The following is a 13,833-nucleotide window of genomic DNA, read 5'->3' on the forward strand; positions in this document are numbered from 1 at the left end:
AGTCTTTGGTCTGATACGATTTTTTTAACCCAGGCTGTGTCAGGTTTCGCAAATAATCACAATTGCTGTAGGAGCGAGGCTTGCCCGCGAAGGCGGTGTGTCAGGTAGCGATGATGTCGACTGACACTCCGTCTTCGCGGGCAAGCCTCGCTCCTACAGTTCCTACAGCTCCTACAGCTCCTACAGCTCCTACAGCTCCTACAGCTCCTACAGCTCCTACAGGATGTTCACTCTTCTTCTTCGCGCTGCAACTCGAACAGCAGCAGCGAACGGCCGGTGACCGAATATTGGTGACCGAACTCGAAGCGTTCCTGGCCACGAATCGACGGTTGATTGGTGTCGATCATGCAGGTCCAGAAACCGCCGTCAGGCACTTCCGGCAGCAGGAAGTTGACGATGTCATGGTGGGCGTTGACCACCAGCAGCAGGGTCGCGTCGGCGCCCTTGCGGCGAATGCCGGTTTCCTGGGCGCGGCCATCGAGCAGCATGCCCAGGCAACGACCGTGGCTTTCCTCCCATTGTTCGGTAGACATTTCGCTGCCGTCCGGGGCCAGCCATGTCACATCTTTGACGCCGATGTCTTCGTTGTAATTGCCCACCAGGAAGCGCCCGCGACGCAGAATCGGATAGGCCAGGCGCAATTTGATCAAGCGTTTGACGAACTTGAGCAGGGCCTTGCCGTCATCGCTCAGGTCCCAATTGACCCAACCGATCTCGCTGTCCTGGCAATAAGCGTTGTTATTACCTTCCTGGGTGCGGGCGAACTCATCGCCGGCCACCAGCATCGGTGTGCCCTGGGACAGCAGCAACGTGGCGAAGAAGTTACGCATTTGCCGCTGGCGCAGCTCATTGATCTCGGGATCGTCGGTAGGGCCTTCGACACCGTGGTTCCAGGACAGGTTGTTGTTGCTGCCGTCCTGATTGTTCTCGTCGTTGGCTTCGTTGTGCTTGTCGTTGTACGACACCAGGTCGTTGAGAGTGAAGCCGTCATGGGCGGTGATGAAGTTCAGCGAGGCATACGGCCGACGTCCGCGCTGGTTGAACATCTCACCGGAGGCGGTCATGCGGTTGGCGAAGTCGGCAAGCTGGCCGTCGTCGCCTTTCCAGAACGCGCGCACGGTGTCGCGGAATCTGTCGTTCCATTCGACCCAACCCGGCGGGAATTTCCCCACCTGATAACCGCCGGGGCCACAGTCCCAGGATTCGGAAATCAGCTTCACCTGGCGCAACACCGGATCCTGACGGCAGGCCACGAGAAAGCTGTGGCGCTCGTCGAAACCGTCGTGGTAGCGGCCGAGGATGGTCGCCAGGTCAAAACGGAAACCGTCGACGTGCATTTCCGTGGCCCAGTAACGCAACGAGTCGGTGACCATTTGCAGCACGCACGGGTGACTCAGGTCCAGGGTATTGCCGGTCCCGGAATCGTTGATGTAGTAGCGCTTGTCGTCGGGCATCAGCCGATAGTAGGAGGCGTTGTCGATGCCGCGCATCGACAGGGTCGGGCCTTGTTCGTTGCCCTCGGCGGTGTGGTTGTAGACCACATCGAGGATGACTTCCAGATTGGCCTCGTGCAGGTGCGCGACCATCTCCTTGAACTCGGCGATCTTGCCGCTGGCCAGGTAGCGCGGGTCCGGGGCAAAGAACGCAATGCTGTTGTACCCCCAGTAATTGGTCATGCCTTTGTGCAGCAGATGCTGGTCATTGACGAAGGCATGAATCGGCAGCAATTCCACGGTCGACACGCCGAGCTTGCGGATGTGTTCCAGCACGTCATCGACCATCAACCCGGCGAAGGTGCCGCGCAGGTTCTCGGGGACGGAGGGGTGACGCATGCTGAAACCGCGTACGTGAGTCTCATAAATGATCGTCTTGTCCCACGGCACGCTGACCCGATGGTCGTGGCCCCAGGTGTGGGCCGGGTCGATCACTTTGCATTTGGGCACGAAGGGTGCGCTGTCCCGTTCATCAAAACTGAGGTCGGCGTCAGGATGGCCGATGGTGAAACCGAACAGCGCTTCGGACCATTTCAATTGGCCGACCAGTTGTTTGGCGTAGGGGTCGATCAGCAGCTTGTTGGGGTTGAAGCGATGACCGTTGGCCGGGTCGTACGGCCCATACACGCGATAACCGTAGATCAACCCCGGATGGGCGTCGGGCAAGTAGCCGTGGTAGATCTCGTCGGTGTATTCCGGCAACTCGATACGTTCGATCTCCACCTCGCCAGCGTCGTCGAAGATGCACAGTTCGACCTTGGTTGCGTTAGCCGAAAACAGCGCGAAATTGACCCCCAGACCATCCCAGGTTGCACCTAGCGGGAAGGGCAAGCCTTCACGTATCCGCGAGGCCTCGGCATGAGGCTCGGGCGCGGTTTTCTTTGGACTGGTCATAAATGCTCCTGCATTGGGGGGCTGCACTGGACCGCAATGAATCGGGCCGTGGTTTGCGAGCTGCGGTTTTGCGCGGGCGAGCGCGCCCTCGATGGCGAGGGGCACGCCGCGAAATCAAGCGGGGCAAGGCGGCAAGCGTCAGGCCGTGGGCGGTTTACGCGCAGCGCGAGGCTTTTTCTCGGCGGTTTTCTTCTCGCCCGGCGGGATCACCGCCGAAGCCGCGGCGGGTTTGGCTTTGGGCTTGGCTTTGGCCTTTAGTGTTGGTTCGATGCCCTTGGCATTGACCAACTTGCCATCCGGCTTGCCGGCAGCGGACTTGGTGCCGGCGGTTTTGCTGCCGCTCGCTTTCGCGGATTTGCCGGGTGCCAGGCGTTCGGCTTCGACCAGTTTGCAGGCCATCTCCCAATGGCGTTTTTCCTGGCCCACGGGTTTGCCCTCGGACTCCCAGATTTGATAGGCAAATTCGCGGATGCGTTTATCGTCGGTACTCATCGCAATGCTCCTGAACTGAACTCAAGCTTGGGTCGTTTGGATAATGAGATTGACCGGGAAATCCCCCAGCGCGGCGCTGACCATCAGCTCCCTGTGTTTTGTGACTGCGACGCTTGCAAAAAGTCCCTTCAGATTTTCTTCAGGCGCGGCGAACGTCAATTTGATTCGGGTATCGCCCCACCGCGGCGCGTCAACCTGTGGTTTGGCACTGTTTTCCAGCAGTTCGGCACAGCGTATCGGTACGATCACGATAGCCCGTTTTCCCTGCCATTCACGAGCAAACGCCAGTACCCGGTGAGCCTGGCTGCCGAGGACTTCAAGGGCTTGATACGCCCCTTTTTGAAACAGCCCGGCATGCTCGGCCCTCCGGTGTAACGCCTCGGCGATCAAGGTTTGCTTGATGCGCCCGTCACGCCAGTTCGCCAACAGATCGGGCAGGTCCAACTGTACGTGCATGGCCTGCTGACGACAGACGTAATCCACCGGCCGGCGGTTGTCCGGATCGACCAGCGTGAAGTCCCAGAACTCGTTGCCCTGATAGAGGTCCGGTACCCCCGGCACAGTCATTCGCAGCAAGGTTTGCGCCAAGCCATTCAATGCACCCGGGGCGGCGATGCTCTGCGCCGCCGCCCCGATGGCCATGCGCAGTGGCTGGCCTTCGGGGCTGAGCAGCAGGCGTTCGAGAAACCCATGGGTCGCCTGTTCATAACCCTCGTTTGGCGCGCTCCAGCTGCTTTGCAACTTGGCTTCGCGCAGGGCTTTCTGTTGCCACTGCCAGAGGCGTTTGGCGTAGTCCTCGAGCGCGGGCTGATCGTCGCTGCGCAGTTCCAGCGGCCAACTGCCGAGGATCGCTTGATAGAGAATCAGCTCGTCGCCCGCCGAGGGCGCACCGGGTTCAGCGCGCAATTCGTCGGCCAGGGTTCGCCAGTGTTCGACCTGTTCGGCATACCAGGCGCTGCGCTCGCTCAACACGGCCAGCCTAGCGCGGGTGTCTTCGCCGCGTTTGTGGTCGTGGGTCGCGGTGGTCAGCAGGTTGTCGGGAAATTCGGCGAGGCGATTGGCGCTGGCGGCATGGAAGTCAGCCACCGGCGCACTGAACTGCTCGGTGTTGTAGCCGACATCGTTGCGCGACAGCAGCACGGCCGAACGATAAAGCGCGGTGTCTTCCACCGCTTTGGCCGCCGCCGGTGAGGTCAGTTGCTGGAAGCGCACGCAGGCATGCTTGAGCAGTTTGCGTGGGCGGCCCACCGGGTGTTTGCGCCAGGGTTGACCGCCGAGCCAGCCGGACAGGCAATCGAGCACGGGCCAGTCGGCCTCGCCAAGGGTTTGCCTTGCACCGTCCATGGCCTGCTGGAAAAACACCTCGTCCTGGGCGCAGTTTCGGCCCAGCGGGCTGATGTAAGTGCGATACACCGGGAAGTGTACGATCAGTTCCTGCAAGGCCCGACGAATCGCGCCGAGGGTCAGGTCCCGGGTCATCAGATCGTCCCGGGCCACTTGCAACAGGGCGTGGGCGACACTTTCGAAATCCCCGGCGAGGGAGCCGTTGAGAATCTGCTGGCGCGCCAGTTGTGCTTCGTGGCGGAAGTCGGCGGGGCGTTCGCTGTGCCGGCTCCAGAGTTCACCCAAGGTCTGGGCGCCTTCGGGGTCGTGTTGCAGCAACGACAACTGGTTCATGAATTCGTAACCGGTGCTGCCATCGACGGACCAGTCGCGGTGCAGGGTTTCGCCCTCGCCGAGGATCTTTTCGACGTAGATCGGAAGGTGCCGATCCGGTGCCAGGCGATCGACTCTGCGTCGCAGTTTGCGGCAGTAACCACGCGGGTCGGCGAGGCCATCGATGTGATCGATGCGCAGCCCGTCGACAAGACCCTCGGCCACCAGCTCGAAGATTTTTGCATGGGTCGCTTCGAACACCGCCGGGCGTTCGACGCGCAGGCCGCCCAGTTCATTGATATCGAAAAAGCGCCGCCAGTTGATGTCGTCCGCCGCGGTGCGCCAACTGGCCAGGCGATAACTCTGGCGCTCCAACAGGTTGTGCAGGCGCTGGAAACCCTCGGCGGTGAGCGAGTCGTAGGTTCCGACTGTGTGCTGGATGGCCTGAAGAATGGCCGGATCGCTGGCCAGTTCAGCCAGTTCCGTTTTCAGTGGAAGCGCCAGGCTGTGCGCGTCGGTCTGGTAGCTCAAGGTACTGAAGCGGTCTGCCAGGGATTTGAGCTGCTCGGCCTGCTCGGCATCCAGTTGATCATCTGCCTTGAGCAGTTCGCCGTAGTTCGTCGGGCAAATCGGGAAGTGGTGCTCATAGTGCTCGACATAAAAAGCGCCGCGCCGGGCATCGAAACGCAAGGGCAGGGTGCCGTCCTGCAAGGCGATGCCGTAATCGCTGCCCAAAAAAGGCAGCAGCAATTGGCCTTCCATCAACGGGTCGGGAGAGTGCCACTGAATGTCGAAGAACTCGCCGTAAGGGCTCAGTCGCCCCCATTCGAGCAAGTCGAGCCACCAAGGGTTGTCGCCACCGCCGACGGCCATGTGATTGGAGACAATGTCGAGGATCAGCCCCATGTTCTGTTCGCGCAATGCACCGACCAAACGGCGTAATGCAGCTTCGCCGCCCAGTTCAGGGTTGACGGTGGTCGGGTCCACCACGTCGTAGCCATGCATGGAGCCTGCGCGGGCGGCGAGCAGCGGCGAGGCATAGACGTGGCTGATGCCTAGGCTGGCGAAGTACGGCACCAGCGGCACCGCCTGATCCAGAGTGAAACCTTTATGAAATTGCAGCCGCAGAGTCGCCCGCAGCGGTTGGTTGAACGGTTGATTCATTGGTCACGCTCGGCCGCCTGAAGTCGCGCACAGGCGAGCAGTTCCAGGCGCCGGGCGGCGTCCGGATCATCGAGCAGGGCTTCGCTGTCGCCGGGCAGCCTGCGCGACCAGTTGGGATGAGTGTCGGTGGTGCCGGGCAGGTTGGCCTGCTGTTCGATACCCAAGGCATCTTCCATTGGCAGCAATACCAGCGGCGCGCGGGTATGGCCGAGGAAGCGGATCGCGGCGTCGAGCACCTGATCGGTTTCGTGGGACTCTTCGCGGAAATTCTGCGGGTCCTCGCTCAGCACCCGACGCAAACCTTCGCGCTCGCGCTCACGGTGTTGGCGCCATTCGATTTCCCCCGGGGCGTCGACCAGATTCAAGCGCGCGCTCCAGTCGATATCGCGGCCATGCCACCAGCCATTGAGCGTCGGCAGGTCATGGGTGCTGGTGGTTGCCAGGGCGTTGTCCGGCCAGTCGAGAATCGGCTTGAAGTGAGTATTGTCCTGTTCGAACAGCAGCACGCGCATGCCGAGAATCGAGCGCGCGATGAGTTTTTCGCGCAAACCCTCGGGCACGGTGCCGAGGTCTTCGCCGAGCACGATGGCCTGATGTCGATGGGATTCGAGGGTCAGCAAGCGCAGCAGATCGTCCACCGGGTAATAGAGGTAGGCACCGTCGCTGGGCGGCGCGTCGTTGGGGATCACCCACAGTCGTTGCAGGCCCATGACGTGATCGATACGCAGGCCGCCGGCGTGGGCGAAGTTGGCCCGCAGCATTTCGATGAACGCGCGAAAGCCGTTGCGCACCAGACCTTCGGGGGAGAACGCGGAAATGCCCCAGCCCTGGCCGGAACGGTTGAGGATGTCCGGTGGCGCACCCACGGTCAGTGAGGTGAGCAATTCGTCCTGACGACTCCAGGCCTGGCTGCCGCCGCCGTCGGCGCCCACCGCCAGGTCGGCGATCAGGCCGATGCCCATGCCGGCACCGCGGGCGGCGGTCTGGGCGCGTTCCAGGCTGCGCGCGATCAGCCATTGGCAGAACGCGTAGTAGCCGATGCGGGTCGAGTTTTCTTCGGCAAAATGCGCCAGAGCGGTGCTGCGCGGGTCACGCCATTGTTCGGGCCACTCACGCCAGTCGAGGCTTTCACCGTCCCGCGCACGGACTTCCTGGATCGCTTCAAAGCGGCAATGATTTTCCAGCGCTTCGCCACCGGCATGGCGGAAGCTGCTGAAGTCTGGGTGCAAGGGGTGTTCGCCGTGGGTGAATCCTTCATACAAGGCTTCGAGCAAGCGGTGCTTGGCTTCGGCGGCGGTGGGCCAGTCGATCAGCGGCTGTGCTTCAAGGTGCTTGAGTTCAGCGGCAAGGCCGGTGGCGTCGATCGCGGTGCGCAGGGCTCGCTCACCGAGAATCGCACCGGGCGCCGCGTAAAGGCTATTGAGGAACAAACGGCTGGACGGCGAGTAAGGGCTGTACCGCTGGGTGTCGCCGCTGAACATCGCGTGCAGCGGGCTGATTGCCAACGCTTCGGCGCCCCGTTCGCCGGCCACCCGGGCCAGATCTTCGAGGGCCTGGGTATCGCCGAAACCGCCATCGCCGGGACGGCGCAACGAGTACAACTGCACGCTCAGGCCCCAGGCACGCGGGTTCTGACTGTCCACCGCGTCGCCGACGCTGTAGCAGCGCTGGGGTGCCACCGCCAGGGTGAAGGATTGATCATCGATGCTGACGTGCTGATAACCCACCGGCACCAGCCCGGGCAACACCGCGTTGTCATCGAGCTTCAAGTTGATCCGTGAACCGTCTTCGAGATGGATTTCACACGGGGTTTGCGGTTCGAAGTAGTGGGCCAGGTCCAGGCCGACGCCCACATCGCAGGTCAACAGCGGCGGCAGGTGCCGGGTTTGTTGCACTTCCTGCAATTGCAGCAGGCTGGCGTCGATCTCCTGGGCAGTGTTGGCGGGATGGCCAAGCCCGCTGAGCACCGAGCGCAACACCGCCGGGGTGACTCTCTGTGGACGGCCATTGGCATCGATCCAGTCGACGGCCAGGCCTGCCAGGCTGGCCAGTATTTCCAGTTGCGCATTGCTCATGGGCGCTCTCCATCCGGGGGTAGCAAAGGGGCTGCGGCCGTGAGGCTGACTAGCGCGCAATACGGGGCAAGTGTGCCCTGATTTAACAGACCGGCCGATTGTGGCGGGTGTTCGAACAGCAATGTCGCGTCGGCCTGTGGGGTGTGGACCACGGGCGCATCGCTGAGGTTCAGGTCAATGCGCAACTGACTGCCATCGCCCAACCGCCAGCGCGCCGTCACCGCGCCCTCGGCCAGTACCTGCGCACCCAGCGCCTGGGCGCCGGGCAGGTGCGCGATGATGTGTCGGTGGCGGATCTTCAGCAGTTGGCGATACAGCTCATAAACCGGCGATTGGCGGCTGGCGCTCAGTTTCGGCCGTGAAGCTTCGAAGGTCTGCGTCGCGTTCGGGTCGGGAATCTGCTCGCGTTTGTGCGGATCGGCAAAGGCGCTGAACGCCGCGAATTCATTGCGTCGTCCTTCGCGCACCAGTTCCGCCAATTCACCATGGTGGCTGGTGAAGAATAGAAACGGTTGCTCGGCGGCGAATTCGTCGCCCATGAACATCAGCGGGATCATCGGCGACAACAGCAGTAACGCGGTGGCGGCGTAAAGGGCATCAGGATGGGCCAACTGATGCAGGCGCTCGCCAAAGGCGCGGTTGCCGATCTGGTCGTGGTTCTGCAGGAACAGCACGAAGGCCGTGGGCGGCAAGTGACCGCTCGGCTCACCTCGCGGCGTACCGTGGCGGGTGATGTGGCCCTGAAACACGAAGCCCTGGCTCAGGCAACGGGCGAGCTGTTCGGTGGGCTGCCGGGCATAGTCGGCGTAATAGGCATCGGTTTCACCTGTGAGCAGAACGTGCAGGGCGTTATGGCCGTCGTCGTTCCATTGCGCGTCGAAACCTTGCTCCAGCAGGCTGGCCTGGTTGTGTTCGTTTTCCGCCATGAGCCACACGTGCCGCGCCGGATCGGTTTGCCGCCGCACCCGTTGTGCCAGCTCTTGAAGAAAGTCCGGGTCTTCGATGGCGTGTACCGCGTCCAGACGCAGGCCGTCGAAGCGGTACTCCAGCAACCACATCAGCGCGTTGTCGATAAAGAAGTCGCGCACCTCACGCCGCCGGAAGTCGATGGCCGCGCCCCACGGGGTGTGTTTGTCTTCGCGGAAAAAGCCTTCTGCGTAGCGATGCAGGTAATTGCCGTCGGGGCCGAAGTGGTTGTAGACCACGTCGAGAATCACCGCCAGGCCATAGCCGTGGGCCGTGTCGATCAGGTGTTTGAGTTGTTCGGGCGAGCCGTAGGATGCTTGAGGCGCGTAAAGTAAAACTCCGTCATAGCCCCAGTTACGCTCGCCGGGAAACTGCGCCAGCGGCATCAGTTCGATGGCGGTAATACCCAGCTCAACCAGGTGTTCCAGATGCTGCTCGACCTCGCGGAAACCGCCGAGTACGCCGACATGCAGTTCGTAGATCACCGCCTCATTCCACGGTCGACCTTGCCAGGCGCTGTGTTGCCATCGATAGGCGAGGGGATCGACCACCACGCTGTGGCTGTCGATATCGCCCGCCTGGGCGCGGGAGGCCGGGTCCGGCACCGTAAGCTCGCCATCGATGTTGTAGCGGTAGCGGGTACCCGCGGGGCAGCGGGTCTTGATCACAAACCAGCCATCGGCCTGAGGCAGCAGTGGCAGGGATTGTCCATCTTCCAGTTCGAGACTGACAAAAAACGCATCTGGCGCCCACAAGGCAAAACGCGTGTGTTCGGCGTCGAGCATGATTGCGCCGTGGGGCCAGGTCTCAAGGGTCCGTAACGGCATCGTTGAAAGCCTCTTACTGTTTGCCCGATTTTCCCAGCGCTTTAGCCACCAGTTGTTCGTAGAGTTCGGCGTAGGGTTCGACTGCCTTGCACCAGTTGAAGGGCGCCGCCATGGCTCGGCAACGCATGGCGTTGAGCAGACCGGGGAAGGCGAACACCTTGAACGCGCGGCCCAGGGCTTCGCGATAACTCTCCACGGTGGATTCGTTGAAGAGGAAACCGGTCACGCCGTTTTCGATGGTGTCGGCCAGGCCGCCGGTATTGCGGGCCACTGGCAAAGAACCGAAGCGCTGGGCGTACATCTGGCTCAGGCCGCAGGGTTCGTAACGCGAGGGCATCAGCAGGAAATCACTGCCGGCGAACATCCGGCGGGCGTCGGTTTCATTGAAGCCGATGTGCACGCCGACTTGCCCGGGGAAGCGCAACGCCAGTTCACGCATGGCCTGTTCTTCTTCCGGCTCGCCACGGCCGATGATCGCGATCTGCCCGCCGTTGGCGACGATGTATTCGGCGACGGCTTCGGTGAGGTCCAGGCCTTTCTGGTAGACCAGCCGCGAGACTACGGCAAACAGCGGACCCTCGGAGTCGTCGAGGTCGAACAGCCGGCGAACGTGCGCGGCGTTGACCGCTTTGCCTTCCCAGTCGCCGATGCCGAACGGGTGGAACAGGTGCGGATCGGTCGCTGCGTCCCAGCTTTCATCGATGCCATTGGGAATCCCGCTGAGCAGGCCTTGCTGGGTCTTGGCGGCGAGAAAGCCGTCGAGACCGCAGCCGAAGGCTGGCGTGGTGATTTCCTGGGCATAGGTGGCGCTGACGGTGGTGATGTGGCTCGAGTAGGCCATGCCGGCCTTGAGGAACGACATCTTGCCGTAAAACTCCATGCCTTCCTGTTGCAAGGCATGCAGGGGAATACCGAGTTCCGGGCACGAGCCGAGGCTGGTGACGCCTTGGTAGGCCAGGTTGTGGATAGTGAACAGGGTCGGGGTGCGTTGGCCACGCCAGTGCATATAGGCCGGTGCCAGGCCAGCGGGCCAGTCGTGGGCGTGCACCAGGTCCGGGCACCAGTGAATTTGGGCGAGGTTGGCGGCGATATCGGCTGCTGCGAGGCCCAGTCGGGCGAAACGAATATGGTTGTCCGGCCAGTCGCGGCCGTTGTTGGCGCCGTAAGGCGAACCTTCGCGCTCGTACAGTTCAGGGCAGATCAACACGTAAATGACCAGACCGTCGGGCATGTCCATGCGCCCGATCTTGCAGGGCGGCAACGCTGCGTGCCCGCCCAGTTCACCGATGATATGAATCGGGTTTTCGCTGTTCATCACTTGCGGATAACCGGGGATCAGCACACGGACATCGTGCAGATGCGCCATCGCCCGTGGCAGTGCGGCGGAAACGTCGCCAAGACCTCCGGTTTTTACCAGGTCGGCAATCTCCGAGGTGACGAACAGGACTTTCTTCTTGTTGGGATTCTGACTGGCTACCGGTGCCAGTGTCTTGGGGGCGGGCGCGTTGACCGATTTGGCACTGAGGACACCGACGGTGCTCGTTTCCCCGACCTGCTGATGAGCACGTTCTCCCTGGATATCTAAAGCCGCACTGATCATATGAATCTCCCGTGTTGTTGATCTAATTCTAGGTCTGGCACAAACGGTGTTCGTGGCCAAATCCTGTGGCCGGGCGCAAACGCGCTACGCATCGGTGAGCAAGTGCTGCCCATGCGCTGAAGCAGAATGGGTGAAGTGGCTGTTGCAAGGAATGCACCAGTCGCTGTGGCCCTACTCTTAACCTGACTCGCGGCCAGTACCAAAAGTTTCGATTATTTTCACCGAATGACCGACCGGTTTTACCCCGCGAAAATGAGTCTAGGCCAGAACTTAGAGCAGGGCCGGTCAACTGCGAAATTGTTCGACAATCGGTTGGGAGAGGGTACAAAACATGCGGGCTTTTTGGGGGAGCGCACCGACGAAGGGCAGGTTGGGTTTTGGGTGTGGGTCAAATCGGGACCGGGAGGTCACGATAAGCGGGCGTGATGGGATGTGGGTTGCACCATTGCGGTGCGTAGGGTTTTAAGGATATGTGGTGGGGTTGAGGGCCTCTTCGCGGGCAAGCCTCGCTCCTACAGGTATCATGCGTATCGCGCGAATCTGTAGGAGCGAGGCTTGCCCGCGAAGAACGATAACGCGGTCTTAGCTCAGAATCCGGATCGGCTCCCCAGCCGCCCAGGCCTGTATGTCCTCGATCATCTGCGAAAAGAACAGTTGGTAATTCTGCCGGCTGACATACCCGACATGAGGCGTGGCCAGCACATTGTCCAGCGTCCTGAAAGGATGATGACGGGGCAACGGCTCGTGCTCGAACACGTCCAGCGCCGCGCCCGCCAGGCGTTGTTTCTGCAGTGCCTTGATCAGCGCCGACTCATCGACAATCGGCCCACGGGCGGTGTTGATCAGCCATGCCGTGGGTTTCATCCCGTCCAGTGCTTGAGCGTCCACCAGCCCTCGGCTGCGCTCGCTGAGCACCAGATGGACCGACAGCACATCGGCCTGCTCGAACAGCTCCTGCTTGCTGACATAGGTGACGTCGACTTCGGCAGCCCGTTCGGCGGTCAGGTTTTCGCTCCAGGCAATCACCCGCATGCCGAACACCTGACCGAACCGGGCTACCCGTTGACCGATGCTGCCCAGACCGAGAATCGCCAAGGTCTTGCCCTGCAGGTCGCCACCCAACCCTTGTTGCCACTGACCGGCGCGCAAGGCGTTGGCTTCGCCCACCAGGTTGCGGGTCGCGGCCATGATCAGCGCCCAGGTCAGTTCGGGGGCGGCGTGTTTGTAGCTGTCGGTGCCGCACACCTGAATGCCCAGCGCGGCGGCGGCTTTCAGGTCCAGTGCGGCGTTGCGCATGCCGCCGGTAACCAGCAGTTTGAGTGCGGGCAGGCGGCGCAGCAGGTCTTCGTCGAACCGGGTGCGCTCACGCATTACGCAGATCACCTCGAATGCGCCGAGCCGTTCGGCCAGGGTTTCGTTGTCGGCCGGGTAGTCATGGATAAAACTCACCTGACCGATGCTGTCCAGCACCGACCAGTCCACCACATCGCGAGCCACGTCCTGCCAGTCATCGATCACCGCAATCTGCACCGCCATCAGCCTTACCTCATCAACGAACGGGATTGGTTTTGTTTAGCCAGTCGAGTAATGCCTGATGGAATTTGGCCGGTTCCTCCATCTGCGGCGCGTGGCCAAGGCCTGGGAATTCAATCAGCGTCGACTGGGGAATCAGTTTCGCCACGTGCTTGCCGAGCACCTCGTAGTGACCGAGTGTGGCCTTGACCTCGGGTGGTGCAATGTCGCTGCCGATGGCCGTGGTGTCGGAGGTGCCGATCAGTAACAGCGTCGGCACCTTCAGGTCCTTGAACTCGTAGTACACCGGTTGGGTGAAGATCATGTCGTAGATCAGTGCCGAGTTCCACGCGACTTGCGTATGCCCCGGTCCTTTATTCAGGCCGGCCAGCATGTCCACCCAGCGGTCGAACTCGGGTTTCCAGCGGCCGCCGTAATAAGTGTTGCGTTCATAGCTGCGGATGCCGTCGGCGCTGAGCTTGAGTTCGCGTTCGTACCATTGATCGACCGTGCGGTACGGCACGCCGAGGGCTTTCCAGTCTTCCAGGCCGATGGGGTTGACCAGCGCCAGTTGTTCGACTTGATCGGGGTATTGCAACGCATAGCGCGTGGCGAGCATACCGCCGGTGGAGTGCCCGAGCAGGGTGGCTTTCTGGATGCCCAGGGTCTTGAGCAGTTGCTGGGTGTTGCTCGCCAGTTGCTGGAAACTGTATTGGTAATGGTCCGGTTTGTTGGAGGTGCAGAAGCCAATCTGGTCCGGGGCGATGACCCGATAACCGGCCTCGCTCAGCGCCTTGATCGAGCTGTCCCAGGTCGCGCCGCAGAAATTCTTGCCATGCATCAGCACCACGCTGCGTCCATTGACCTTGCCTTGGGCGGCAATGTCCATGTAACCCATCTGCAGGGATTTGCCCTGGGACTCAAAGGCGAAGTGCTTGACCGTGTAGGGGTACTCGAAGCCCTGAAGTTGCGGGCCGTATTCCGGTGTTTCGGCTTGAGCGATGAGGGGGAGCGCAGCGGTCAGCAGCAGGCCGGGTAACCAGCGGGAGAGAATGGGCGACATGGGCGAACTCCACAGGAAATCTGCCGATGCTGGATCGGCATGATTAGGGCGACATTAAACACAGGCAATGGCAGCTGCTACAGAACCATCG

Annotated in this window: 8 protein-coding genes; all 8 read right to left on the bottom strand. The window is 61.6% G+C overall.

Annotated features, from left to right (window positions below; all coding sequences use genetic code 11):
- Positions 1-227: 227 nt before the first annotated feature.
- Positions 228-2,387 (bottom strand): glycogen debranching protein GlgX, encoded by a 2,160-nt coding sequence (gene glgX, locus PMI18_RS13830; protein ID WP_007901334.1) that lies wholly within the window; start codon positions 2,385-2,387, stop codon positions 228-230.
- 138 nt (positions 2,388-2,525) lie between these two features.
- Positions 2,526-2,879: a DUF2934 domain-containing protein gene (locus tag PMI18_RS13825; protein ID WP_007901336.1), complete on the bottom strand. Its 354-nt coding sequence runs from the start codon at positions 2,877-2,879 to the stop codon at positions 2,526-2,528.
- Between the two features lie 21 nt (positions 2,880-2,900).
- Positions 2,901-5,699, bottom strand: a complete 2,799-nt coding sequence (locus PMI18_RS13820) for a malto-oligosyltrehalose synthase (protein ID WP_007901337.1) — start codon at positions 5,697-5,699, stop codon at positions 2,901-2,903.
- Positions 5,696-7,774 (bottom strand): 4-alpha-glucanotransferase, encoded by a 2,079-nt coding sequence (gene malQ / locus PMI18_RS13815; protein WP_007901338.1) that lies wholly within the window; start codon positions 7,772-7,774, stop codon positions 5,696-5,698. Before malQ ends, PMI18_RS13820 begins: the two co-directional genes overlap by 4 nt.
- Positions 7,771-9,567: a malto-oligosyltrehalose trehalohydrolase gene (gene treZ, locus PMI18_RS13810; RefSeq protein ID WP_007901339.1), complete on the bottom strand. Its 1,797-nt coding sequence runs from the start codon at positions 9,565-9,567 to the stop codon at positions 7,771-7,773. The genes malQ and treZ overlap by 4 nt, the downstream gene beginning before the upstream one ends.
- A 13-nt stretch (positions 9,568-9,580) precedes the next feature.
- On the bottom strand, positions 9,581-11,167 hold the full coding sequence (glgA, locus tag PMI18_RS13805) for a glycogen synthase GlgA (protein ID WP_007901340.1): 1,587 nt from the start codon (positions 11,165-11,167) through the stop codon (positions 9,581-9,583).
- A gap of 582 nt (positions 11,168-11,749) precedes the next feature.
- The gene (locus PMI18_RS13800; protein WP_007901343.1) at positions 11,750-12,703 is read right to left on the bottom strand and encodes a D-2-hydroxyacid dehydrogenase family protein; all 954 of its coding nucleotides are present in this window, start codon (positions 12,701-12,703) and stop codon (positions 11,750-11,752) included.
- A 13-nt stretch (positions 12,704-12,716) separates the two neighbouring features.
- A complete protein-coding gene (locus PMI18_RS13795) occupies positions 12,717-13,742 on the bottom strand; it encodes an alpha/beta fold hydrolase (protein ID WP_007901345.1) in 1,026 nt (341 codons plus the stop codon).
- Positions 13,743-13,833: the final 91 nt, after the last annotated feature.

It is taken from the genome of Pseudomonas sp. GM102 (genome assembly GCF_000282555.1).
In the GTDB taxonomy this organism is placed as follows: domain Bacteria; phylum Pseudomonadota; class Gammaproteobacteria; order Pseudomonadales; family Pseudomonadaceae; genus Aquipseudomonas.